This is a genomic window from Thiothrix sp., from assembly GCF_028714775.1.
Lineage (GTDB): Bacteria > Pseudomonadota > Gammaproteobacteria > Thiotrichales > Thiotrichaceae > Thiothrix.
Map to the genome: position 1 here is coordinate 189,430 of NZ_JAQTLS010000004.1, position 25,753 is coordinate 215,182.

Here is a 25,753-nt window from a genome sequence, read left to right on the forward strand (position 1 = left end):
GACAGCTATTTGCCCAGCCGCATCAGCTTGCCGGTCTGTTTGTAGGCCAGTGCTTCCAAAATAATGCCATTGGTATTGGCGGTAATCGCTTTGTTGGGCTTGCCGCTGACTTCATACAGCCCGGAATACCAGCCGCGCTCTGGGTTAGCAAGTGTCGCGGCCGTTGCAAGCAATTGCTTGGTGTAATCCGTTTCGTACAGCATGTGCCAGCCAAAGGCTGCTTTGGTGCTCAAGGTTTTGAACTGGCTGGCGTCCGCACCTTTTTCCGTGATCGCATTCCATACTTTGCCGTCGGTAAAGACAGTGTTGTAAACGAAGTAGGGCGGTTGGTCGAGGTTGTCTTCCGACACGGCAGTCAGGACGCCGGTTTCTTCAAAACGCTTTTCTTGTGCTTTGTATACGCGCCATGCGAGTTCTTGGGAGATGTGATCCCAGCCAAATTCCACGCCATCCAGAATGTACGGCTCACTGACCACGTAGTTATGCGCTCCGTATTGCTGCGCACTGCGGCTGTCAGTTGCTACCTTAACGCCGCTAATGTTCACGAATTTGAGGAAGTCGGTGTAACGCAGCGAGTTGGAAACGTCCAGTCCCATCAGGTTGAAGGATTTGGCAGCGTATTCTTCATACCCCAATCGGCCCTCCTGAAGGTATTTGGTTTCGCCTTTGTCAGTAACAGCCGCACCTTGCAACACGCCGTTGACCAGCATCGGTTTGGTGTTCCAGTGTTCCATGACCCGTTTGACCGAAGCCGTATGCTGTGGGTAATTCCACGTCAATACGTTGAGGGGAACGAGCAGCCGCCCGATGTCGATGGCTGACCAACCAATGCCTTTTTCAGTCGGTTGGTTGGTGTAATCGACCATTTGCAGGGAAACGGTGTTGTAGGACTTGTTCGGTAACTTGCCTTCAAACAGCGGTATGGCTGCCAGCGTATCCAGCGCCTTGAAAATACGTGCGTCGAATTCGTCTTGCTCAATGATCCCCAACCGTTGCGCGGCAATCACTGCCATTAAATAGGACGCGGTATCCCACAAGGTCGAGGCATTGTAGTTATCCACCGAATTGACCAGCCCGGTTGCGGGGATGGTGTTGTTCTGGAAATAACGCCAAGCCGTTTTCGCCCATGCCATTTCTTGGGCGGTCAATGGGCGCGAAGGGGCAATTTTGGCGTCGGCGCTGGCTTCAATCAGCGTTTCCGGGGTGGCGGCATTGCCCATGCTGATGCCTTCCAACCAGCCCACCATGCCGAAGGCAGTCACCAATCCGGTCAGAAAAATCAGGTGGCTGCGTGCCCGAACCAATCCTTGTTTGAAACTCATACTGTCACCTCGTTGTTGTTATAGGCGGGGGCTTCTTCTGCTTCCGGCTGCCAAAATGCTGCCATTACAATGCCGCTCAATGCAAAAATGTTATTCAGTCCCCAGAACAGGTTGGTTAAAATCCCACCCATCGAATAATCCTGATTGCCTAACGCGAAAAACTGCACGCTGGCATACGCAATCCCCAGTACGGTCAGCACAATCACCGCGAATTGTGGCAACACCAGATGGAAGAAGTTGCCTTCCTGCCGGTCTTTGGGTGTCACCGGGAATTTGATCTTTTCACCCTTCAGTACTGTCCAGATGGCTTGCAGGTTGACCGGGAAAAACGACAGGTAGCTGGCTTTGGAGCGGTAGCCTGCGATTCCCCATGTCCCGACCATGAATGCCAGTTCCATGAAAATCAGGAAGGGCAGGATGTGCTTAAAGAAATCACCCGTATAAGCACTCACTGGTGCAATCCCGCTAAACAGGTAAATCAGAGGTGCACCCAGAAAGATCATGTTCCAAATACCACCGAGGTACGACCATGCAGTTGCGCCATACATCAAGCGTTGTGCCCAACTCATGCCTTTGCGCGTCATTGGGTTGTCATGCAGCACTATATCCAGCGTGCCGCCCGCGTATTTGAAACGTTGCACCGTCCAGCTCAGTAAGTCTTGCGGCGAGAGCATCTTGGATTCTACCGCCGGATGCATGACCGATTTCCAGTGGCGTTCTTCATCCGAGTGCAGCACGATGGAAGTGTAAATATCTTCGGAAACGTGGAAACGGTAGGGGGTAAATTCTTCTTCCCCCGCGACTTGGTGGCGCATTTCCTGCACTAAGCTGCTATCCAGTGCTTGCCCGCCCATCAGTTTTTGCAATTGTTTGGACTGTTTGCCCACTTGTTTTTCGATGGTGTCGGAATAGGTTTTGAGTGCGGCTTCCATCACGGCTTCGCGGCGGTGGATGGAACCAGCCCCGCAGCAAAATGAGGCATTCGCCCAGTTACGGCGGCGCTGGATGATGTCGTAAAACATTTTCGGCTCATTCACGAACGGGTCTTCGCCTACACGGAGTTCACCGATCATCGCCTCCACGCCTTTGCCGATCCAGCGACCGGGGGCTTTCAGGTATTTACCGAGTACATCCGGTAAGCGTTTGCCTTCAGGCAGGTCAAAGAACCACTGCGGGGTTTGTACCCACGCTACATCCGGGTCACGGAAATAGCCTAGGGTATGTTCCAGAATAGTGGGAAATGGGCGCGTATCCGCATCACAAATGACGATGAAATCACCATGGGTTTGTTCCATCGCATTACGCAGGTTGCCTGCTTTGAAGCCAATATTGCTGTTGCGGGTGATGTAACCCACGCCTTCTTCTTCTGCCACTTGGTGCATTTCCGGGCGTTTGCCATCATCCAGCACGAAGATTTTCAGCTCAATCGGGTGTGGATACGTGACCTTTTTGGCATCACGGATACTCAAACGCACCAATTCGACTTCTTCGTTGTAGGTGGGGAAAAACACATCCACTTTCAACGGACGCTCTTCCGCGTGATCAGGACGTACCACTTCGCTGAATTTTGCCGGTGGTGGTAATTGTTCGTAATCTTGCACTTTCCACAGATTGAACACGAATAGCCCTAAGCCGAAGTATGACGCTGTTTCCGCTACCACCAACGGTATTGCGTACCATAAGGCATTCGGGTTAAGCGATTCTGTCCAACGCCACCACAAATACCATGCGCCCAAGGTCATGGCGATGATGGCGAGGTATTGCCATATCCCTTCCGTTACTGGCGAGTATTCCAGCGGCGGTTCGGGTTTGCGGTCTTCAAACTTGTCGAAATAGAATCCCATGGCAGTGCATTCTTATTGTGGTAATTGGACGGTAAAACGGTATTCGTTGGAACTTAACAGCTTGCCTTGTGCATCACGGATGCCTGCTTCGAGGCGATAATGCCCCGGCTTGTCGGTAGCTGCGGTGTAATCCCGCAAGTGCTGGTGCATATCCGCTGTCAGGTTGATAGCCCACGTTTGCGTATCCAGTTTTTGCTGTCCCCGGAACAGGCTGACCTGATATTGCGCATTCGGGTAGCTGGCGAAACTGTCGTTCAATGCCCATAAGCCAATCTTGACTGGCTCATCCGTGGCGTATTGCACTTTGTCCCATGCCAAGCTCGGTAAGATGGGTTGGTAAGCGCGTTGTAAGGCGTAATACCCCGGTTTGGGTTTACGCCAGAAATCGACCATGCCCCAGTTCATTGAAGGCCAGTCTTCCACCAGCATAAACTGGAACAGCGCACCCACCGGGCGATAGGCTTGCCGCCGGTAAGATTCTGCCGCAAGCTGGTTAAGTTGTGCTTGATACTGCTGGGTATTGTTGATGAAAGCATCCAGTGTTTTACCTTGTGGGACTTTGGCTATTTCCAAGGTTTCTTTGCGCTGGAAATTGTGGAAAGCCCATTCTTCCCAGTCAGCGTCAGTGACCGGCAGGGTTGCTTCATGCCCTAGAATTTTCGCCAGTGTCGCTTTGTCCGGCAAGGCTTGTGCACCGAATTCGGCAATAGTCGCCGCCTTGGTCGGTTTGGCGTAATCCAGCCAGTGACCGGAATACCAGCCCAACCACGGGTGTTCCTTGGTGGAAGAGATTGCCTCAATGGGGCGGGTGGTATCCAAGGCAAGTGCCGCGCGGTATAGCTTGTTGTCCAGCACCTTGTTCTGCTGCGGGTCGTAGTCTGGGTGTTTCCACTTCATCCAATCCGCATCCCACGGCGGTTCGTTGTGTAACGTCCACTGGATGATGGAAGTGTGGTATCCGAATTGACGGATCATGTCACCAACTTGCGATACCGCTTGCTGGTGGAATTCGGGGGTATCCTGATAACCCCATTGCAGCGGAAAATCTTGCCACACCATCAAGCCCATTTCATCGCACAAGCGGTAAAATTCGGGCGCAGTAACGTGGGCATGGACACGCACGGTATTGATATGCGCATCCAGCATCAATTGGATGTCACGGCGAAAATCCGCCCTGCTCATCTCACTAAGCCACTGGTTAGCGATGTAATTCGTGCCTTTGAGCAGGATGCGCTGGTCGTTAATGCGCCAGATTTGCTGCGGCGATTTGCTGATTTTGCGGAAACCGATAGTGCGGCTGAAAGAATCAAGCACTTGCCCATCTTTTACGGCGCTGACGGTCAGTTGGTAAAGGTTTTGCTCGCCGTAGCCTTTGGGATACCAGAGTTTGGGGTTGGTGATGGGGATGGAGAGGGTGTTACGCACAGGATTTTCACCGTGCCATTCTCCAATACGCCACTGCAATTCCGTCCCTAGTGGCAATTGCCCCAAGGTATCCAACTCAACCTTAACCTGCCATTTCCCTAACCCCTGCACAGGCTGCACTTGCACACTTTGCGGCTCAAGCTGAATGGACTGTGTTTGGTGCAAACTTACATCACCCCAAATACCCCCCGTATTGCGCTCTTGCCCACGCGCCGACCAAGCACCGCCGGGACGTGTGTCGTGGTGGGCAAAAATGCCTTTGATTAGGCGCTTGTGCAGTGAATAGTCTTCCGGTGTTTCTAACGGGCTATTCACCCGCACCAGCAAGGTATGTCCCCCCGCTTGCAGATAAGGCGTTACATCATAGGAAAATGGTTGGAAATAGCCTTCGTGTGAGCCAAGTTTTTGCCCGTTTAGCCAGGTATCCGCAAAGTAATCCACCCCGCCAAAATGCAGGGTAGAAATGGTTTCTGGGGAAGTATTGGCGATAAATTTTAGCCGATACCACGCCACCCCATGATGGTCATAGCCTTGTGGATACCAGTTACCGGGAACATTGATGGTTTGCCAGTGCGCGTTCGCAGCAGGCATATCCACCGAACCGGAAGGCAGGAATTCCCACCGACCCGCCAGTGATCCAGCATGGGCAACAGCAACAGGCTGACCGGACGGCACTACGCTGCACCCCTGCAATAGCAGCAGAAACAACATAATGCCCGCCCAGACGTACCGTTTCATGTTCAATCCAATTGCTTGCTGACGTGCAAGTGGTTGCCCTTGGCATCACGGATATAGTGGATGGAATCTGCCAGTAAATGGATCAAACCCATGCCCCAGCCTCCTTCCGGCAAGTCTTCGGGATTGGGCATCTCGCGGGCTTCGGAATGTAATTCATCCGGCATGGTATGCCCGCTGTCAGAAATGATCAGGTGTACCGCTTGCGGGCTGTATTCCACCCGCACCCGCACGTCATTGCCTGCCTGCAATTCATAGGCGTGTTCGATGACATTGTTGACGGCTTCGACCATCATCAGTTCAAGTTGCCCCAGCTTGTCGTCAGAGAGTTGCAGTTCCTTGCCGATGCCATGCAGCGCACCGGAGAGGACACGTACTTGCTCCAGACGGCTGTCGATGGAAAGGCGGATGTCGTAGTGTTTATACGTCGTATCCATTAGGCCACCTCGTTTTCATGTTCCAGTTCCCCATAGTAACTGAGCATGTTATTGAACAGCATCATGTCGTGAATGTCGCTGGGGTTGAGCACGCGGCGCATATCATCCACCAGCCAGCGGATTTGGGTTTCACTGACATTCATGGTACTGCCGTCCGGGGAAATGCAGTCGCCGCCGAAGATCAGTTTGTTATCCAGCGCTGCCATACCGCCAATGCGGGTGTAGTCGCTGATAAGACATTCGCTGATTTCTGCGCCGGATTCGACCACACAGTTTGCGCCGATCATGCACGGGCCAGTGATATGGCTACCCGCCTCAATTTTGCTGCTGCTGCCGATGTAAACAGGAGGGGTTAGTTTGACCTGATCCCAGTTAATGCTGACGTTGATCCCTGTCCATACACCCGGTTGCACTTGTTTGCCGGGCATCTGGAAACCGTGGATTTGCCCCAGTAAGGCCATGCGGGTGGCTGCCCATACGTCTGGTACGGAGCCAATATCAACCCACTGGAAATCCATCGGTATGCCGAAGAAGGCTTCGCCTGCTGCGACCAAAGCAGGGAACAATTGCCCGCCAATGTCATATTCCGTTTCCGCCGGGATGTAGTCGAAAATTTCTGGCTCGAAAATGTAAATGCCAGTGTTGATCAGGTTGGAAACGGCTTCTTCCCGCTTGGGTTTTTCTTGGAACTGGACAATGCGCTGGTGTTCGTCCAGTTTCACCACCCCGTATTTGTGGACTTCTTCGTGTGGGACTTCCTGCAAGATAATGGTGGCAATGCCGCCTTTCTCCCGGTGTTGGCGCAGTGCGGCACTGATGTCGAGGTCAATCCATGCATCCCCGCACAAGACGATGAAGGTTTCATCGAAAAAGCCGGAAAACTCTTGGATGCGCTTCATGCCGCCCGCCGAGCCAAGTGCTTTGCCTTCCAACCCATCTTCGGTCATGTAACCTTCATAGGAATAGGCAATGTGCACACCCAACTGGTTGCCATCGCGGAAATAGTTTTCGATCACGGGTGCAAGGTGGCTGGTGTTGACCACGATTTCATGCACACCGTGGGTACGCAGCAGTTCTACGATAGATTCCATCACTGGCTTGCGCAGGATTGGGATCATCGGTTTTGGCATTTCATTGGTAATGGGACGTACCCTTGTCCCCTTGCCTGCCGCCAGAATCATCGCTTTCATAGGAAGCCCCCCTCCTCAGGTGGTGATGGACTCCGCTTAGGCAGCTACTGCGCAGGTGGCGGCATCAACGCTCTCCGTCATGCGGAATACGCGATCCATCCGGGTCAGTTTGAACAGGTCAGCAACGATGCCTTTTGCGCCAGCAACGATCAGGTCGCCCCGGTTGCCAACCATTTTCAGCAGGCTGACCAGTGCGCCGAGGCTGCTGCTGTCCATGAATGTTACTTGGCTGAGGTCTAAGACGATGCGGGTGACGCCATCGGCAAGCAGTTGGGCGATACTGTGTTTGAGTTCAGGGGCAACGGAGGCATCCATACGGGCTTCGCCAATGGCGACGACAGTGAATTCACCTTGAGTGTGGGTTGAAAATTGCATTCTTGTTGTCCTCTTTGTTGATGTTGTTATGTAATTTATTTTGATTATCTATAGATTAACTATATCTATAATTAGAGTGTTTTGCTAGCCACAAAAATCAATGGCTAACAAGGAGATGTCGTCAGGTTTGTCTTCACCCGTGTTCCCTAATTTAAGCTGCTTGCCTAGCTGCACCATCACTTGACGTGCGGGCAAGTGCATCAATGCCTGCAAATGTTCCTGCAAGTCATCTTCGCTCACGGGTTTGCCGGATTCTGTCTGTAATTCCAACAAGCCATCCGAGTAGAGGATGAAGCGGCTACCGGGGGGGAAGGGGACTTTGATGGTTTCATATTCCACATCCGGTAACAGGCCGATGGGGAAGCCTGTGCATTGCAGCCGTTCCAGTTTGCGCGTGACGGGTGAAAACAAGAACGGTTGGGGGTGTCCGGCTTGTACGAAATACAAGCATTCGTCCACCGTATCGACCACGCCCATGATCAGGGTCAAATAGTGGTCGCCCGTATCCAGCATGTGGTTCAAGTGATGGTTCAAGCGCTCAGCCAGTCGGGAGGGGAACATCGGCGCTTGTTTCCGGTTCAATTCATCGACGCAGTACAACTCACCCGTTGAACTCAGCAGTGTTTGCAAGCACATCGACAGCAAGGCGGAGGATATGCCATGCCCTGATACGTCTATCGAGTAAAAGAACAGCAATTCATCATTGATCGGAAAATAGTTGAAGGTATCCCCACCAATGTACTGGGCGGGTTGGAAAAACCAGTCCACACACAAGTGCTTAAAGATTTTCTGGCTGGGAAGCACGCCTGTTTGTAAGACGGCAGCACGTTTCAGGTCATTTTGAATCAGGGCTTGAGCGGCGGATAGGGAGTGGTTGACGTTTTCCAAATGCCGGTTTTTTTCTTCCAGCGTATGTTCCAGATCCAGCACCCGCTGGGCAGCCCGCAGGCGCACTTCCAGTTCTTCGCCCACGATAGGTTTGGTGGCGAAATCATCCGCACCTGCATCCATGCCATGAATCAGGTTTTGTTTGCCGGACATGCCGGTGAGCAAAATGATGTAAACGTAATGCGGCAAGTCAGCAGCACGGATAGTACGGCACAGGGTCGGCCCATCCATCACTGGCATCAGCCAATCACTGATCACAACATGGAAATGTTTTTGCTGGATCAGTTCCCACGCGGCTTGACCGTGGTCAGCCAACATCACCTGATGTCCCATGAGGGTCAGGATGCGGCGCAGGATCAACTGCATATCTCTGGCATCATCAACGACTAAAATATTCATGAGTCATATCTTGTTTTTATGATGTTATTAACACTCTTATGCAACTATGCTACCATCAACTCAACGTAATATGTATAAATATAAGTGATCGTTTAACGTGAATCCGGCAACTGGTACTCCATCAGGTGCGGGACAATAAAAAATCAGCGGGTTACATACCATGACAACAATGACAAGCCCTTCTGTAGACGACCAAACCTACACCATGTTGCAAGAAATCATGGCTGACGAGTTTGGTGAATTAGTCGATTTTTTCCGCAAAGACACCCAGCAAGGCGTTGATGTGCTCAAAATTTGTATTGATGCCGGTGACAGCGAGCAGGTCGGTTCGATTTGCCACAAAATGAAATCCAGCAGTAAGCTGATTGGTGCATTCCGTTTGGCTGAATTCGCCCGTTTGTTGGAAGAATACAAGACTGACCAAGATCAAACCCGCGCCCAAGAAAACTGGCAAAGCCTGCGGGAAGAATGCGCAGATGTAATGTGTTGGTTAGACCAACAAACAGCGACCTCCTAGAGCGCAGCATTTTTCATATTTCATAACAATAATTAAAACAAGGGGATAAGTATGAAAGGCATGGTCTTCACCGAATTCATGGAGATGGTGGAAAGCACGTTTTCCGCCGACATGGTTGATGACATTATCGAAGCTTCTGACCTGCCATCGGGTGGGGCGTACACGGCGGTGGGCACTTACCCGCACGCGGAGATGGTGGCGTTGGTACAAAGCCTTTCCAAACAAAGCGGGATGCCGGTTCCGGCGCTGATCAAGCATTTCGGGTATTATTTGTTCGGGCGCTTCGTGGCGCTTTACCCGATGTTTTTTACCACAGCCACTAATGCCTTCAGCTTCCTTGAATCCATTGAAAACTATGTCCATATCGAGGTGCGGAAATTATACCCCGATGCGCAACTCCCTACCTTTGAGACCACCCGCGAGAGTGAGCATAAACTGATGATGGTTTACCGCTCCAAACACCCGTTTGCAACACTGGCGGAAGGCTTGATCGAAGGTTGTCTGGATTATTTCAAGGTTAAGGCACAGGTTGAAGTCGTCGATTGCTCGGCAGGGCGCGGTACTCACGTTGAATTCCACATCACGCGGATGGATGCCTGATGGATGCAGATGTCGAACGTCTGCACCGCCGTCTGGAACGTGAACGCAGCGCCCGCAAACAGGCCGAGCAACTGCTGGAAAGCAAAAGCCTAGAGTTGTATCGGGCTAATCAGGAACTGCGGGCGCTAGCGGATTCTTTGGAAAACACCGTCGCTGAACGTACCCGCGAATTGGTGGAGGCGCGTGATCAGGCGATGATTGCTAACCGTGCCAAAAGCGCTTTTTTGGCTGCCATGAGCCACGAAATCCGCACTCCGATGAATGGTATCATCGGCATGGCGACCTTATTGCAAGACACCCTGTTGAATACCGCGCAGGTGCAGCAACTCGACACCATCCTGCAATCGTCGCAATCCCTGCTGGGCATTATCAACGACATCCTCGATATTTCCCGTTTGGAAGCAGGTAAGTTGGAGTTGTTGGAAGAGGACTTTTACCTCTGTGACATCTTGCCCAATATCATCGACACCATGCGCACCATTGCCAGCCAAAAACAACTGGCTTTGGTGTTGAAGGTGGACAACGGTATTCCCACCAACTTGCGCGGTGATCCGTTACGGTTACGCCAGATATTGCTGAACTTGGTCAGTAACGCCATCAAATTTACTTCGGTCGGGCAAGTCACCGTGCGGGTATCCCGTTCCAGCCATGATGCCAACGTGCTGCGTTTTGAGGTGCAAGATACTGGCATTGGCATTTCGCAGGAAAAAGTAACCAGCCTGTTCCGTGCGTTTAGCCAGATTAACCGTTACGACCAACACAATAACAGTGGCACGGGGCTGGGGCTTGCCATTAGCCGTAAGTTGGCTAATTTGATGGGTGGAACTGTCGGGGTAGAGAGTACTGAGGGTGTTGGCAGCACTTTCTGGTTGGAATTGCCCGTGATCCCAGAACAAATTGATTGTCCGATGAGAGGAGAGAACCAAGTGGATAATACCTTGGTATCGCAAGCGCCCGCCGCCAGCCATGGGGAAGGCCAGCGCATTTTGGTGGTGGAAGACCACAAGATTAACCAGATGGTCGCCCAAGGGATGTTGGCAAAGCTAGGCTATCACGTCACGTTAGCAGAAGACGGTTTTCAGGCACTCGATGTATTACGCCGTGAAGATTTCGATCTGGTGTTGATGGACATCCAAATGCCCGGTATGAGTGGGGTCGAAACGACGCGGAAAATCCGTGCAGAATTTCCGCACCGTGACTTGCCTATTCTCGCCTTGACCGCCAATGCCATGAAAGGTGACGAACAGGCATATTTGGCTGCGGGTATGAAGGCTTGCCTGACCAAACCTATCCAAATTGACACGCTGGCTGCGGCACTCAAGGAGTGGTGTCTCGTGCCTGCCTAGCCCAAAACAAGAAAAACAACAGGGGTAATATGACCAATGAACAGTCTCCAACATGTTTTGCTGAGTATGCTGCTGGCATTGGTGGTCTACCTCGCCGTGCAAAACCAGCAACTGCGTGCCGACATCGGTGCAATCAACACCCTACAACAAGGTTCGGCGGAGGTATTGGCAAAAACGCTTGCCCCGCTGGGTGAAAAAATAGATGCCATTAATACGGTGACGGGCAAGCTGGGTAAGGATGCCGATGCAGCGACCAACCAGAAGCTCGCTGTGCTACAAAACCGCCTCGAACTTTATAAAACCCTTGGCACGGTCAATCAGGCCAACCAGTTGCGGGCAGCAGGCAAGGGTGCAGAGGCAGCGGAAAAACTAGGCAGTACCAAAAAAGCAATCTGGCAAGCCGGTGAGGCATTCGCCGCACAAAAAGCCCGTTTGCAAGGGTTGATGCCCGCCATCGACAAGCTGGTAGCCGCATGGAAAGGCGGTGACACCAATACCGCACCGGATGATGTCCGCAAAGAGCTAGAAGCTGTTCTGGGGGAGCTGGGCAATGAACAAAAATAATCTCAGGGTTGCGCTGGCGTGGCTGGCAGGTCTGCTGCTGGCGGGCATCCTTATTGTCGCTATCAACCGCAGCACGCCACCCGTTACTACGGCAACATCCCAAACCTACAGCGTATTGCAGCGGTTGATGCACGGCACAGAACCGGGGCGGAGCGACACTTTTTGCGCCCTGAGTGCAGGGCCGGACAATAGCTGCCTTGGCGAACCTGGCAACCTGTGCAGCAAAGACAAGGAAATGGCGCAAATTGCGTGGAAATACTTTGAGAACAACTACAACCCAGAAACGGGTTTGTATAACGCGGCAGATAACTATAAATCCACCACCATGTGGGATACGGGTTCGGCCTTAGCAGCCACCATCGCGGCAAAAGATTTCGGTCTCATCGACGAAAAGACCTTTGATGACCATATTCAGGCCATGTTTAAGACCTTGAATAAAATCGAGCTATTCAACAAGGAAGCGCCGAATAAAGCTTACAATACCAGTAAGGGTGAAATGGTCGATTACCGTAATAACCCTTCGCCAGAGGGTATTGGGGTGTCGGCACTCGACCTTGCCCGGATTGTTTCGTGGTTGAACACGCTGGGGTGTATGCACCCGAAATACGCCTACCCTGCGAAAAAGACCATCGAACGTTGGGACATGAAACGCCTGATCAAAGATGGGCAGATGTTCGGCCTTTACCGTGACCCCGTTTCTAAGGCAATCCAATTGGCACAGGAAGGGCGCTTGGGTTACGAGCAATACGCAGGCAAAATTTTCCGCGAACTGGGTTACGACCAACACGTTTCCGCCACGTATAACAATGAATTCCGCGAAAAAACGGAGATTTACGGCGTGCCTATTGCCTATGACCGCCGTGATCCGCGTGATTTGGGGGCGTATAACTACGTCGTTACCGAGTCCTATGTCATGGATGCCGTCGAGAATGGTATCGACGATGAAAATCGCCCCTTGCTGGAAAATATCTACAAAGTGCAAAAACGCCGTTGGGAAGAAACTGGAATTGTCACCGCCGTTTCTGAAGACAATCTCGACCAGAAACCTTACTTCCTTTACAACACCATTTTTACGGCGGGTTTGCCGTGGAACGCCACTACGGATAAAGGTGTGCGTTACGATAACCTGAAAACCGTTTCTACCAAAGCTGCATTGGCTTTGGCATTACTGTTCCCGGATGACCCTTACAGCAAGCAGTTGGCTTATACGGTTGGTACGGCTTATGACTCTGAACGCGGCTGGTATTCAGGCATTTATGAAAGCGGTGGTGGTTACAATAAGTCGATTACCGCGAATACCAACGGCATCATTATGAGTATGCTGCTGTATAAAAAATACGGGGAATTTTACAACATCTGCAAGCAGTGTAAGCGCAGCCTGAAGCTGGAGGCCAGCAAAACCAGAACCTGTGATGTTTGCGCAGCGCAATAAAGCCCTGCTGCTCTTGATGGGAGGGGGCGTGCTAATGACGCCCGCTGGCGCGTCTGACCCACCGACGCCGTTGTTACAAAAATTGGGGGCGCTGCAATGCGCTGTTGACTCCCAAACAGCACAAAAAACCCTCCGCGAGTTATTTAATATTTCCCCTCCCGGTCAGGAATGGCCGGACGAATGGTTAGGTCAGAAACCTGACGCAGCGGCACTCTATGCCGGAACATTGGACATTGCCCTCCACACCCTGAAAGCGACTGCCGAGCGTTTCCCTGACTTGCGCGAAGAGGCTGAGCGCATTGCTTTGCAGTGGAATTACTGCGACGTATTGGAAGACCAGCATTTCTACGATTTGCTGTTGCGGCAAAAGAAAGTAGAAAAGTTGCTGGCGGCTGATGATGCGCCGCTGAAGTGGGACGGTTTCCGCCAATGGGGGTTTCTGGAACCTGATCCAGCAGGGCGTTTTGTGCCGAAACTGTTGGATGAAATCCGTCTTGCGCCGAGTGCTTACCACCTGTTTTTACACAAGGCTTACCGGCAACGCTGCTTTCCGCACCCAGAAACGGGTTTATTGGTGACAGAGGCAGAATCTTACCGTGAAGCGCCTTTGGGGCGTGATTTTTCCTCGACTGCGCTGAGTGTGCAACAAGCAGTGCCTTATCCGTTTACGTGGAATCCTGCGTGTAAGGTTACGAAATCCGTGCTACCCGCAAAACCTGCGCCCATACAGGCAGTCGTAAAAACAGCCAGTAAGTCGCTCAAGAAACAGGCCGCTGCGCCGCATCATGTGCCAGTTCCACTTCCGCCCGTGGTGGCAGTTGCTGAAGTTGCTGCGGTGGCGGCTCCTCCAGTGGCGCATAAGGAAGAAACACCAGCATTGCAAAAATCGTTGGTGCGTACTGAGCCATTGGATAGGCCAGAAGCAGGGCAAGTGATCCTGCCAACCATCGCTATGACCTCACCTGCGGGGGATATTCCGGTATTTTTCGAGGAGGAAATCCCGGTAACACAAGCGCATGGTACGACAGGTATTCTCGACAGCGAGCCTAAAAAGCTGCGGCTGGCAGGCAGTATCGCGGATACCTTTTCCCTCCAAGATGGCGGCAATAGCTTGTCTGCCAGTGCTACCTGGTCGCCAAAAAAGAACTGGTTTATTAACGGCAATCTGTCGCTAAAAGACGGTAAGCCCGCTTATGCGTGGAGTGCCGGTTATTCCGACTGGCGACCGGGCACGGTGTCGGCACAAATCGGTAATACTGGCCCGATTGCCCCCGGTAAAGGTTTGGACTTGGAGCACACTAACGCCAGCGTTGGTTACAAGTTCAAATCGGATGCGCTGAAAAAGCACAAACTGGCTGCCGCCGTTGGCCTGAATGCCCCGCTCAAGGGTAAGCCTAGCGCCAATGCGAGCTTGCAATGGAACCCCAAACCCAACTGGTACGCACGTACCACCGTTAGCCAGCCACTGGAAGGGGGCAAGTCCACGTGGAGTTACGGCTTTGGTTATTCAGACCCACATCCGGGTAAATGGCGGGTTGAATACTCGAATTACGGGGCAAATAAAGCACCCGGTGACAACTTCGGGAAAGGGGCTGTTACCGTTAGTCGGGGCTGGCAGTTTTAACTTGCTTTGCTGCGATGACTGTCAATAGAATCAAGGCAATAAAATAATATAATCGCAGGACGCCCCCCATGACCACTGAAACCCTGTCCGTCGCCCGCCCGTTTTTTAGCCTTCCAACCCATTGGATTTATGCCGATACCGGGGCAACCCGTGACCTACGGCTAGATTTCATGCGTGGCTTCGTTATCCCGCTACTGTTTGCCAGCCATTTCGAGTATTTTTCCGCGCTGATGTTTATCGGCTGGGAACGTATCGGGGTGGTGTCAACGGCAGAAATTTTCGTCATCCTTTCCGGCATTGTGGTGGGGATGGTGTATGGCAAAAAAGTGAAAAAGGATGGGGTGGGGGCTGCCATGCCGGGGCTGGTTAGCCGCTCGGTGGATTTGTACCGGGTCAGTGTGCTGATGATCCTGTTGGTGGCAGCGATCCGTTACATTCCGTGGATTGACAGCACGATTATTACGACCTTCCATGACCCTTACGCCGGTGTTGTCTACCAGCTTTACCCCGGACTTGGGGCGAGCATTTTTGAGGTCATCAGCAAAGCGCTGTTGTTGCAGATTGGCCCGCACCAGTTCCAGATTATCGGCATGTACGTGGTTATGTTCATCTTGATCACGCCGTTTGCGTTTTTTATGCTCCAGCGTGGACGTGTCAATTTGTTGCTGGGCTTAAGTTGGGTCATCTACCTGATCAACTATGGATTGCCGGAACCCGCACCTGCCACGGCGGCGATACGCTTGACAGGGGCGCAGTTTGAATACGCTTTCCCGATCCTCGCGTGGCAACTCATTTATGTGCATGGGGTGGCGGCGGGTTATTACAAACAAGCGGTGCTGGACTTTTTCAATACCGAGTGGGGCAAGGTGGTGCTGTATGTTTCCATCTTATTGAGCATTGGTTTCATGGTGTTTTCATTCAACCACCCGCTGCCGCAATTCCCTGAATGGGCGAAGTTGCACTTTGTGCCCGCAGATGTGTTCAACCAGCTTTACGGTACGTATTTCCCCAAATACAAGTTGGGGGTAGGGCGCTTGCTCAATGCGGTGGTGTTGTTCATCAGCATTTATGCGCTGCTGACCCGTTGCTGGCAGCCGCTTAATAAGGCGTTGGGTTGGTTCTTGATCCCGCTGGGGCAGGCGTCGCTGTATGTGTTTTTCATCCACGTATTCTTACTGCTATTGATTGCCAATACACCACTGCCGGGGTATGACAATTTCTGGATCAATACCGGCATTCATGCGGGGCTGTTGGCGCTGGTATGGGTGATGGTGAAAAAGGAATTTTTGTTCCGCTGGGTTCCGCGCTAGACTCAGGAGATTATGAATACGATAGCCAGTTATGCCGCCATCCCCGCGCAAAGCCGGGGACGCCACTATCCCGAACCTGCGCCGCAATACCGCACGGAATTTCAGCGTGACCGCGACCGCATCATCCATTCTAAAGCCTTCCGGCGGCTGGAATACAAGACGCAGGTGTTCGTCAACCACGAAGGTGATTTGTACCGCACACGCCTGACGCATTCTTTGGAAGTGGCGCAAATTGCCCGTTCGGTCGCCCGCAGCATGGGGCTGAATGAAGACCTTACCGAAGCAATTGCGCTTTCCCACGACTTGGGGCATACGCCGTTTGGGCACGCGGGGCAGGATGAACTCAACGAATGCATGAAGGCTTACGGCGGCTTTGAGCATAACCTGCAATCGCTGCGGGTGGTGGATGTGCTGGAAGACAGTTATGCCGATTTCCCCGGTATCAACCTTACCTTTGAAACCCGCGAAGGCATCCTCAAACATTGTGCACTGAAACATGCCGCAACCTTGGGGGATGTCGGCGAGCGCTTCCTCAACAAAACCCAGCCTAGCCTTGAAGCGCAACTGACCAATTTGGCGGATGAGATTGCCTACAACAACCACGACATCGAAGACGGTTTGCGTTCGGGGCTGATCACGCTGGAACAGTTGCAGGAAGTGCCGGTGTTTGCGCTCGAATACGGGCATGTACGCACCGCTTACCCGGATTTGTCAGGCCGCCGTTTGATCCGCGAAACCTTGCGCCGCATGATCGGGCGTATGGTGATTGACTTAATCGAAAGCAGCCAAGCCGCGATACAGCTTTCTGGTGTGCAAACCTTGGACGAAGTGCGTAAACAGTCGTTGGCCTTGATGCGTTACGGTGATGAAATGCGCACGCAGAAAAACGTGCTGAAGAAATTCCTGCGCGAGAACCTGTATTTCCACCCCACAGTTTACCGCATGACGTGGCGGGCGCGGAAGGTGGTGCGGGCGCTGTTTGAAACCTACATGCAGGATACCCGCTTGCTGACGCCCAAATATCAGGTATTCGCTAAACGCTACGAAGTTGACCACGGGGAAACGGGCAGGGCGCTGGCGATTGCTGATTTTATTGCGGGGATGACCGACCGTTACGCAATGCGCGAGTACGGGCAATTATTTGATTTAGCGGGGTTACGGTAATTATGCAAACAAACGCTATCCGCCACGTCGCCATTCTGGGCACGGGGCACGCAGTCCCGCCACAGGTTGTTACCAGTTCCGCGCTCGACCAGCGTTTGCAGTTTCCGCCGGGAACGATTCAGCAAGCAGGTGGTGTCAGCCAACGCCATTTCGCCGCAGCGCATGAAACGGCTGCCCAGTTTGCTGCCCAAGCTTGCCAACGTGCTTTGTCCGTCGCCAATTTCGCTATGAATGACATGGATTGCCTGATTGCTGCCAGTGGCACGATGGATCAGGGAATGCCCTGTAATGCCGCGCTGATTCACCGTGAACTGGGCTTGAATGCCACCATTCCCGCGTTTGACATTAACATGAGTTGCCTCGGTTTTTTGGCGGCACTGGATACGCTGTCGTGGCTGGTGGTGGCGGGGCGTTATCGGCGCGTGCTGATTGTGGCGGCTGACATTGCTTCCTGCGGTTTGAATTGGCAAGCCTTGGAAGCCAGTGCGATTTTTGGTGATGGCGCAGCGGCGGCGGTATTGGGTGCAAGCCCGGAAGGTAGCCAGTCACGCATTCTTGCCAGTGAATTGCTGACGATTTCGGAGGGCGCGGCACTTTGCCAAATCCCTGCGGGTGGTAGCCGTTTCCACCCTAGTCGTATTGACCAACCGTTTGACCCCCTCACGCTGTTTCAAATGGATGGCAAACGGGTATTCAAACTCGCTTCCCAGTATTTACCGGATTTTCTGCAACGGTTGCTGCACAGTGCCGGAGTGACGCGCGAACAGATTGATTGGGTCGTGCCGCATCAAGCCAGCCATTTGGCACTGTCCCATCTCAGCAAACGCTTGGGTTTCCCATCGGAAAAAGTGATTAATATTTTTGCCAATTATGGGAATCAGATTGCGGCTTCCTTGCCGACCGCTTTGGATGTTGCGGTGCGTGACGGGCGTATCCAGCGTGGGCAAAAACTGTTGCTGTTGGGGACTGGCGCGGGTTTGTCGTTGGGCGGTATGGTATTGGAGTATTGATGAAAATCCTCATTACCGGCGGCACGGGTTTCTTGGGGCGACATCTGGTGTGGCGTGCCGCTGCTGAAGGTGCGCAAGTGGTTTTCACTGGGCGGAATGCGACTGCTGCGCAAGAAGTCATGTGCCTTGCACCGCATCCGGTGGCGTGGCAAGCGTTGGAACACGGTACGCCCGACGCGGCGGCGAGTTTGCGCACACTCGCACAGGGTACGGATGCGATTATTCATTGTGCAGCCTTATCCGCGCCGTGGGGTACGCCGGAAGCGTTTCATCGTGCCAATGTCGTCAGTACGCAGGAAGTGCTGGATGCGGGGCACGCTGCGGGTACGCGCCGCTTGATTCACGTTTCCACGCCTAGTTTGTATTTCGGTTTTGCGGATCGGCTCGATATTCGTGAAGATGCCGCTTTACCGCCGCCAGCCAATGAATACGTGCGCACCAAAACGCTTGCCGAAACGCTGGTGCGGCAAAATCCACTACCCGAAACGGTGATTGTGCGTCCGCGAGCCTTGTTCGGCGCGTGGGATCAAACACTCGTGCCGCGTTTATTGCGGGTGATGCAGCGCGGGTCGTTACCCTTGATGCGTGGCGGCAATATCAGCATGGATTTGACTTACATCGACAATGCGGTGGAAGCAATTTGGCTGGCATTGACCCGCCCGTTACCGCGTCCGCTTGCGACCTACAATATTACGAATGGCGAACCGCGCCAGTTGCAGGATGTGCTGGCAATCATGGCGCGGGAATTTCGTCTGCCATTACGCACGCGGCGTGTACCATGGTGGTTGATAGATAAAGTGGCGCGTTTGTTGGAATTGCACGCACGCTGGGGGGATGGGCGCGAACCGTTACTGACGCGTTACAGCGTGGGAGTAATGGCATTCAGCCAGACCTTGAATATTGATGCGCTACGCAATGAGTTGGGTTATTGCCCAGCAGTGAGCATTGAAGAAGGCATCCGCCGTCATGCCGCATGGCTACGCGGCGACCAAATGGGGAGTAACCGCTAATGGCAACCACGGTCAAATTACATTTATTGCGCGTCGGGGCGTGTCGTCATCTGGAATGCATGGCAGCGCGGGGTGGGCGTTGGGCAATGATGGATTTTCCCGCGCTGTGTGGACTGATCCAGCATCCGACACGCGGTTGGATACTCTACGACACGGGGTATGCGGAACATTTTTTTACCGCGACCGAACATTTGCCCGAACGTTTATACCGCCAGTTCTTGCCCGTCGATTTACCTCCCGCTGAATTGCTCACCGCGCAATTGGCGACATTGGGTCTGACCACGGCGGATATTGGCACGGTGATTATTTCGCATTACCACGGCGATCACATTGCGGGGTTGCGCGATTTTCCAAAGGCACAGTTTTTTGCTTTGCGCAAGGATACTGAACAGTTTTTGGCACTGACGGGCAAACGCTGGCGGGCAACGTTGCAAGGTTATTTGCCGGGGCTGTTGCCGGACGATTTCTTGCCGCGTGTGCAAGCCGCTGATGATTGTGCGCAGGTCGATTTGCCCGCGTGGTTGCAACCGTTTACCAGCGGTTTGGATTTGCTGGGGGATGGCAGTTTGCTTGCCGTGCCCTTGCCCGGTCACAGTCATGGGCAAATGGGTTTGTTCATGCCGGATGCAGATGGGCGACCCGTGTTTCTGATTGGCGATGCGGCTTGGTCGTTGCCATTTCTGCGCGAAGGGCGTTTGCCGTCGCGTTTGGTAGCCATGATTACGCCGGATCGTCGCCGTTACGCGCAAACTTTCAGGGGCTTGCAGCAGTTGGCGGTGAAAGAACCCGCATTGGCTTTGCTGCCTTCACATTGCACGGTGGCATGGCAGGAATACTTGCATGATGCCTGACGCGCTGCTGATGGCGGCGCATTTCGCCCGTACCCGTTGGCTGCTTGATTTTCGCCAGCGGGATGCGTTGGAACGCTGGCAACAGCAACGGCTACAGCGGTTTTTCACCCATGTTTTGCCCCGCGCCGCCCGTTTTCGCGGTTTGCAGCCAACGACTTTGGACGACTTGCCGTACATGGATAAAGCCACGCTGATGGCAGATTTTCAGGCGTACAACACGCGCGGCGTTGCGCTGGAAACGGTATTGCCGATTGCCTTGCAAGCCGAAACCAGTCGGGATTTCAGTCCGGTGTACGATGGTTTGACGGTGGGTTTGTCGAGTGGCACGTCCGGTAATCGCGGCGTGTTTCTGGTGAGCAAAGCCGAACGTTTGCGCTGGGCGGGCATCTTGCTGGCACGTACCTTACCGCCGCATTTGCTGAAGCATTTACTGTCGCCGTGGCACGCGCCGTTGCGGATTGCGTTTTTCCTGCGGGCGAATAGCAATCTGTACACGACGCTGAATAGCCGCCGCATCCAGTTCACTTTTCATGATTTGTTACACGGGGTGGAAGCTGCTGTGCCGCAACTCAATGCCAATCCGCCAGATGTATTGGTTGCTCCGCCGCCCGTGTTGCGTGCCTTGGCTGTGGAAGCAATGGTGGGACGTTTGCGCATTCAACCCAGCCACATCATTGCGGTGGCGGAAGTGCTCGAAAGCCGCGATGCGGACAGCGTGCGTAGCGCGTTTGGGCGGATTCCCCACCAGATTTATCAAGCAACCGAAGGTTTTCTGGCTTATACCTGCGAACACGGTGCGTTGCATTTGAATGAGAGTTTTGTGCAGGTGGAACGGGAATGGCTGGATGCCGAACGCACCCGTTTTCAGCCCGTGATTACCGATTTCACCCGCGATACGCAGTTGATCGTGCGTTATCGCCTCAATGACGTGTTGCGTGTGCGGACAGAACCGTGTCCTTGCGGACGGGCGGAACACAGCATTGCCGCTATTGAAGGGCGTGCCGATGAAGTGTTGTGGCTGCCTGCGCATAATGGGATAGCGGTGGCGATTTTCCCGGATTTTATTCGTCGCGCCATGTTGTTGGTCGGGGAGCAAATACGCGAATTCGCCGTGCAACAACGTGGTATGACGCTGCACATCGGTTTGTCGTTGGATGGTGATGCCAGCCAAGTTCAGCAAGCCGTTGCTACGCGGTTGGCGGATTTGTGGCAGGAACTTGGTGTACAAGCCCCGACGCTGCATTTCACCGATTGGCAAGTGCCGCCATTAGGGGCGAAACGGCGGCGGGTACAAATGCTCAGCGCACCGGAGGGCTTTTTATGCACGTTCTGATTTTGGGCGCACGCGCTCCGGCTTGTTTGGAATGGGCGCGGATTTTTGCTGCCAGTGGTTGGCAAGTTACCGTCGCCGATTCGTTGCGCTGGCCTGTTGCGCGTTACAGTTGTGCGGTGCTGCACTATTTGCGTTTGCCAGAACCGCGCACGAACCCCGATGCTTGGATTGCGGCATTACGCGAGGCAGTGCAAACCCATGTCATTGATTTGCTGTTGCCGACCTGCGAGGAAGTGTTCTATCTGGGCTATGGTTTGGAACGCATTCCGTGCCGTGTGGCGACTATGCCATTGGCAGCGTTGCAACCTTTGCACCACAAGTACCAGTTTGCTCGCATGACGCAAGGTTGGGCGGTCGCCGCACCAGAATCGCACTTGCTGGAATCCGCCACCGATGTCGCCCACTTTGCGAAAAGTAGTAACGAATGGGTATTCAAACCTGCTTATTCGCGCTTTGCCAATCGCACTTTGATACGTCCTGAGCGTGAACAACTGCTACGCATCCAACCCACATCGCAACAACCGTGGGTGGCGCAACGTTATGTGGCGGGGCGCGAACATTGCAGTTACAGCCTGTTGGTGAATGGCAAGTTGACCGCGCACGCTTGTTACCATCCACGTTATCGGGTTGGGCGTGGTTCAGGCATCTGGTTTGAACCGACTGATCCACCCGCGATTCGCGCATTCGTAGAACAGTTTGGGCAAGCCACGGGGTATCACGGGCAGGTGGCGTTCGATTTCATCGAAACCGATGACGGGCAATGTTATGTGCTGGAATGTAATCCGCGTGCCACCAGCGGGGTGCATTTGTTCGATAATCAGCCGGAAGCCTTGGTGAAGGTGTTGTTGGGGGAAGGAGGTGATAGCGTACTTACACCAACATCAACTCCGCGTATGGTCGCGCTTGCCATGCTGCTATTTGCCTTGCCGCGCCACGGATTGAGCCGCGCCTTTTGGCAGGATTTTGCAGAGGCGCGTGATGTGATTATTCGTCGTGGGGATTGGAAGCCGTTGCTGGCACAGCTACCCGGATTGCTGGAAATCATGGGGCGGGCGGTGACGCGGCGGCGCGGTTTGCTGGCAGCAGCCACAGCGGATATTGAATGGGATGGTCAACCCATGCAGGAATCATCATGCGCTTGATTACGCCCGAACAGTTGGATGCAAATCAGGATTCACTCGCAGTGCGGTTCGTGCGTCACGCGGCGGATAAAATCAACAATGTCACGACCCGCATGGCCTTGCTGGAATTCGGTGCGTACCAGTTTCCGGTGAGCATCAATGACGGTGGCGAATGCGTGGATAATAGCTACGTGGTGTCGCCGCTGACTGCTTTCACGGGTTATGCCGATTACGAACTGGCACATTTGGGTCGCCCGTGGTTGGCTTGGCCTTTGCAACAGTTGGTCGCTGGGGTGGGCAGGCATTTGGAACGTCAGCGCATTGACCGCATTGTGCAGGTTAACAACTGGTTGCTGTCGACCAATGTGTACCCGCCGCAATGGCAGGGTGATGAACTGGCGGCTATGACGCAATTGCTACGCGAACGCTTTCCTGATCACGTTTTCGGCTTCCGTTCCCTCAACCGTTTCAGTAATCCGCAGTTGTTGGAACGCTTGTCCGCACTGGGTTATGTGTCCGTACCGAGTCGGCAGGTGTATTTATTCGACGGATGCACGGGGCAACAAGCCGCATTTTTACGCCATCACAATACCCGCCTTGATGCGACGCTGTTACGCAAGACGCACTATGAAATCGTGCCGGGTCATGCCTTGAGCAATGCCGATTACCCCCGTTTGCAGCATTTGTATAACCTGTTGTATCTGGAAAAATATTGCCCGTTGAATCCGCAGTTCAGTGCCGATTGGTTACGTTGCGGGCAGCGTGACGGCTGGCTGGAATTGACTGCCTTGCGTAATCCCGAAGGCCGCATTGATGGCGTGCTGGGCTGGTTTGGTAATGGCGCTATTCTGACCGCGCCCGTAGTGGGTTACGACACCGCCTTGCCGCAGAAAACGGGTTTGTATCGGCTGATTACGCAACTGTGTTTGCAAGCGGCGGTCGAGCGTGAATGCTTGCTCAACTTCAGTTCGGGGGCTGCGCACTTCAAACGCTTGCGTGGTGGGCAAGCGGAAATCGAATACAGCATGGTATACATCGCGCATTTACCACCAGCACGCCAACGCATTTGGCGGCTACTTAGCAAGCTACTGCACGGTATTGGTATCCCTTTGATGCAACGGTTAAAACTATGATCGAATTACGGCGTTACTGGCATCCGTTGGCGACAGCGGTGGAATTAGCGCGGGGCAAACCGTTGGCGCGTACCTTGTTGGGCGTGCCGTTGGTGTTGTTTCGGGATGCGTCTGGGGAAGCAGCAGCTTTGCAGGATCGCTGTCCGCACCGTCACGCGCCATTATCTTGTGGGCGGGTGCGTAAGGGCGAAGTGGAATGCCCTTATCACGGCTGGCGTTTCGCGGCAGATGGGCATTGCACTACTGTGCCGGGGATGGAATTGCCCGTGAGTAACAAACCGTTGGTTCACGCTTTTGCCTGCCAGATTGCGCATGGTTTGGTGTGGGGTTGCCTTGAGCCGGATGCGGCTACGCCACCGCCAGTCATGCCTGCTGTGACGGACAATGTTGATTATTTTTTCATGACCGATACGGTGAACTGCACCCTCCAGCAAGCGGCAGAAAACTTTTTGGATGGTTTCCACACCCATTTCGTCCATGCTGGTTGGATTCGGCGCGACGGCCAACGCCAGTCAGTGCGGGCCAGCGTGCATCATTTGGCGAGTGGGGTGGAAGCGCGTTACAGCGATGAAGGTTTACAGTCGGGGCTGATTTCCAGCCTGTTGGAAGGGGATCGGCAAACCAGCATGGGGCGTTTCCGCCTGCCCGGCATGGCGGAAATCGAATACCGTGGGCGGCGCGGGTTGAACCTGCTGATTAGCGCGTGGCTCACCCCAGAAAGTGACCAGCGTTTACGCATTCATGCCCGTGTTGCGACCCGGTGCAGCATATTGCCCGGCTGGTTGAAGCAGTTATTCCTGCGTCAGTTGTTTGGGGTTATCTTGCGGCAAGACAAGCGTATTTTGGAACAAACCAGTGAGAATATCGGGCGTTTTCAGGAGGTGAGATTGGAAGCATCGATGTTGGATAGTCGGTTGGATTTGTTAGCACCGTCAATCCGTCAGCTCTTGGCAGGTGAAGCGCTCACGGTTGAAGATGGTAAGGCAATTGAGTGCTGGCTTTAAAAAAAAACAGCCCCACATGACGGATCATGCAAGGCTGCTGCGAGGTAAGCGTTGTGTTTAGCTGCCGCCGAGTTGCTCTTCAGCCGTGACGGTCAGCATGACTTCTGTGTTGTAGATGCCGGATTGGTCAGCCGCATCAGGTGTGCCTTTAGCGTACAGGTTGATGGCTGCTTTGCCAGTGGTATCACCCGGCATAACGCGCCCCATCGTGCCGTAAGGGGATTCCGCCTTAGATGTGTCAGCCACCAGCGTTTCAGCCTTGCCACCTGCCTTGTCAGCATCTCCCCAAGTGTCGCCCTTTTGCACAGATTGGTATTCTTTCAGGGCAACACCGAAGGTGGTGTCGAGGTGGTCATAATTGTTGGCGACTGCCGTACCATTGGCATCAACGTCCTGTTTGGTGAACTGTGGGAACGTTACGGCAGAGCCGTCATCACCCTTGGAAGCACCCGAGAAGGCGTATTTGAAGGCGTTGTTGCTGTCGACTGTCCAACCCACTTGGATGGCATCACCTGCCGCAGCGGTCTTAGGGTCAGCGGGGCTGTCCACGCTGATGCTTTGGTTAACATCGACAGAGTATTTTACAGTGTCATTGTCAGCGGCGAAGCCTTGGTTGCTAACGGCAAACAGGGCGATGCTCAGTGCGATGATGTTCAGTTTCATGGTCAATCTCCTTGTAGAATTATCGTTTTATTGGTCAGTTTAAATTTTCAGGCTGTTTCGTTGTGGCCTTGACTTAGGTATTGCAGGAGCTGTGCCAACTGTCGAGCATTAATAAAAACTAGTTAAATAACAATAATTTATGATAATTTGAGATTTTTCGATAGCCAGCAAGTTGGAGGTTTTTGACAGGTTCGGGGTTTGCTTTCAACAAGACGGTGTTGGTTTTCCCCAAACGAAAAATAAAGCACAGCAAGGGGGCGTGCTGCCGTTCAAGAAGTCTGGTTTACCGTTGGTCGGTTAGCTTGGTAAGGGGCTGGCGGGTGTTGCGGCAGTTGGCTATCGTAGGCATCTCAAGGAGAAACCCCATGACGAATGATATAAAAATAATCCTGTTGGTGATTGCTGTCAGCCTTGTGCTGGCGTTGCTGACTATTAGTTTCTGGTGACGCAAAAAAG

23 protein-coding genes are annotated in these 25,753 nt (G+C 53.3%); 15 read left to right on the forward strand and 8 right to left on the reverse strand.

What is annotated here, in order from left to right; genetic code table 11:
- Positions 1 to 5: 5 nt before the first annotated feature.
- The 7 genes from PHE17_RS05100 to PHE17_RS05130 form a co-directional block, all read right to left on the reverse strand.
- On the reverse strand, positions 6 to 1,322 hold the full coding sequence (locus PHE17_RS05100) for a DUF3131 domain-containing protein (RefSeq protein WP_301014736.1): 1,317 nt from the start codon (positions 1,320 to 1,322) through the stop codon (positions 6 to 8).
- Positions 1,319 to 3,166: a cellulose synthase catalytic subunit gene (locus tag PHE17_RS05105; protein WP_301014737.1), complete on the reverse strand. Its 1,848-nt coding sequence runs from the start codon at positions 3,164 to 3,166 to the stop codon at positions 1,319 to 1,321. The genes PHE17_RS05100 and PHE17_RS05105 overlap by 4 nt, the downstream gene beginning before the upstream one ends.
- 12 nt (positions 3,167 to 3,178) lie before the next feature.
- A complete protein-coding gene (locus PHE17_RS05110; protein ID WP_301014738.1) occupies positions 3,179 to 5,329 on the reverse strand; it encodes a glycoside hydrolase family 2 TIM barrel-domain containing protein in 2,151 nt (716 codons plus the stop codon).
- Between the two features lie 2 nt (positions 5,330 to 5,331).
- The gene (locus PHE17_RS05115; RefSeq protein ID WP_301014739.1) at positions 5,332 to 5,763 is read right to left on the reverse strand and encodes an ATP-binding protein; all 432 of its coding nucleotides are present in this window, start codon (positions 5,761 to 5,763) and stop codon (positions 5,332 to 5,334) included.
- Entirely contained in the window at positions 5,763 to 6,953 is a 1,191-nt protein-coding gene (locus PHE17_RS05120; protein WP_301014740.1) for an NDP-sugar synthase, read from the reverse strand. Before PHE17_RS05120 ends, PHE17_RS05115 begins: the two co-directional genes overlap by 1 nt.
- Before the next feature lie 36 nt (positions 6,954 to 6,989).
- On the reverse strand, positions 6,990 to 7,328 hold the full coding sequence (locus tag PHE17_RS05125) for an STAS domain-containing protein (RefSeq protein ID WP_301014741.1): 339 nt from the start codon (positions 7,326 to 7,328) through the stop codon (positions 6,990 to 6,992).
- An 84-nt stretch (positions 7,329 to 7,412) separates the two neighbouring features.
- Entirely contained in the window at positions 7,413 to 8,615 is a 1,203-nt protein-coding gene (locus PHE17_RS05130) for a SpoIIE family protein phosphatase (RefSeq protein WP_301014742.1), read from the reverse strand.
- Positions 8,616 to 8,775: 160 nt separating this feature from the next.
- Here PHE17_RS05130 and PHE17_RS05135 point away from each other — a divergent pair, with 160 nt between their 5' ends.
- From PHE17_RS05135 to PHE17_RS05205, 15 genes are all read left to right on the forward strand, one after another.
- Entirely contained in the window at positions 8,776 to 9,132 is a 357-nt protein-coding gene (locus tag PHE17_RS05135; protein ID WP_301014743.1) for an Hpt domain-containing protein, read from the forward strand.
- Positions 9,133 to 9,183: 51 nt separating this feature from the next.
- Entirely contained in the window at positions 9,184 to 9,732 is a 549-nt protein-coding gene (locus tag PHE17_RS05140; RefSeq protein ID WP_301014744.1) for a heme NO-binding domain-containing protein, read from the forward strand.
- Complete coding sequence (locus tag PHE17_RS05145) at positions 9,732 to 11,078, forward strand: ATP-binding protein (protein ID WP_301014745.1); 1,347 nt, start codon at positions 9,732 to 9,734, stop codon at positions 11,076 to 11,078. The genes PHE17_RS05140 and PHE17_RS05145 overlap by 1 nt, the downstream gene beginning before the upstream one ends.
- 36 nt (positions 11,079 to 11,114) lie before the next feature.
- Positions 11,115 to 11,642 carry a hypothetical protein gene (locus tag PHE17_RS05150; protein ID WP_301014746.1) on the forward strand — a complete coding sequence of 176 codons (528 nt, stop codon included), beginning with the start codon at positions 11,115 to 11,117 and terminating at the stop codon, positions 11,640 to 11,642.
- On the forward strand, positions 11,629 to 13,074 hold the full coding sequence (locus PHE17_RS05155) for a DUF3131 domain-containing protein (RefSeq protein WP_301014747.1): 1,446 nt from the start codon (positions 11,629 to 11,631) through the stop codon (positions 13,072 to 13,074). The genes PHE17_RS05150 and PHE17_RS05155 overlap by 14 nt, the downstream gene beginning before the upstream one ends.
- A gap of 28 nt (positions 13,075 to 13,102) precedes the next feature.
- Positions 13,103 to 14,698 carry a hypothetical protein gene (locus PHE17_RS05160; RefSeq protein ID WP_301014748.1) on the forward strand — a complete coding sequence of 532 codons (1,596 nt, stop codon included), beginning with the start codon at positions 13,103 to 13,105 and terminating at the stop codon, positions 14,696 to 14,698.
- Between the two features lie 68 nt (positions 14,699 to 14,766).
- Entirely contained in the window at positions 14,767 to 16,008 is a 1,242-nt protein-coding gene (gene opgC / locus PHE17_RS05165; protein WP_301014749.1) for an OpgC domain-containing protein, read from the forward strand.
- 12 nt (positions 16,009 to 16,020) lie between these two features.
- Positions 16,021 to 17,172, forward strand: coding sequence for a deoxyguanosinetriphosphate triphosphohydrolase (locus tag PHE17_RS05170; RefSeq protein ID WP_301014750.1), 1,152 nt, complete (start codon positions 16,021 to 16,023; stop codon positions 17,170 to 17,172).
- Between the two features lie 2 nt (positions 17,173 to 17,174).
- Positions 17,175 to 18,182, forward strand: coding sequence for a beta-ketoacyl-ACP synthase 3 (locus tag PHE17_RS05175; protein ID WP_301014751.1), 1,008 nt, complete (start codon positions 17,175 to 17,177; stop codon positions 18,180 to 18,182).
- Positions 18,182 to 19,192 (forward strand): NAD(P)-dependent oxidoreductase, encoded by a 1,011-nt coding sequence (locus PHE17_RS05180; RefSeq protein WP_301014752.1) that lies wholly within the window; start codon positions 18,182 to 18,184, stop codon positions 19,190 to 19,192. The genes PHE17_RS05175 and PHE17_RS05180 overlap by 1 nt, the downstream gene beginning before the upstream one ends.
- On the forward strand, positions 19,192 to 20,043 hold the full coding sequence (locus tag PHE17_RS05185; RefSeq protein WP_301014753.1) for an MBL fold metallo-hydrolase: 852 nt from the start codon (positions 19,192 to 19,194) through the stop codon (positions 20,041 to 20,043). The genes PHE17_RS05180 and PHE17_RS05185 overlap by 1 nt, the downstream gene beginning before the upstream one ends.
- On the forward strand, positions 20,033 to 21,376 hold the full coding sequence (locus PHE17_RS05190) for a F390 synthetase-related protein (RefSeq protein ID WP_301014754.1): 1,344 nt from the start codon (positions 20,033 to 20,035) through the stop codon (positions 21,374 to 21,376). The genes PHE17_RS05185 and PHE17_RS05190 overlap by 11 nt, the downstream gene beginning before the upstream one ends.
- On the forward strand, positions 21,364 to 22,518 hold the full coding sequence (locus PHE17_RS05195) for an ATP-grasp domain-containing protein (protein ID WP_301014755.1): 1,155 nt from the start codon (positions 21,364 to 21,366) through the stop codon (positions 22,516 to 22,518). The genes PHE17_RS05190 and PHE17_RS05195 overlap by 13 nt, the downstream gene beginning before the upstream one ends.
- Entirely contained in the window at positions 22,509 to 23,630 is a 1,122-nt protein-coding gene (locus PHE17_RS05200; RefSeq protein ID WP_301014756.1) for a hypothetical protein, read from the forward strand. The genes PHE17_RS05195 and PHE17_RS05200 overlap by 10 nt, the downstream gene beginning before the upstream one ends.
- Positions 23,627 to 24,634, forward strand: coding sequence for an aromatic ring-hydroxylating dioxygenase subunit alpha (locus PHE17_RS05205; RefSeq protein ID WP_301014757.1), 1,008 nt, complete (start codon positions 23,627 to 23,629; stop codon positions 24,632 to 24,634). The genes PHE17_RS05200 and PHE17_RS05205 overlap by 4 nt, the downstream gene beginning before the upstream one ends.
- Before the next feature lie 57 nt (positions 24,635 to 24,691).
- Here the strand turns inward: PHE17_RS05205 and PHE17_RS05210 are convergent, their stop codons facing one another.
- Positions 24,692 to 25,297, reverse strand: coding sequence for a hypothetical protein (locus tag PHE17_RS05210; protein ID WP_301014758.1), 606 nt, complete (start codon positions 25,295 to 25,297; stop codon positions 24,692 to 24,694).
- Positions 25,298 to 25,753 lie beyond the last annotated feature (456 nt).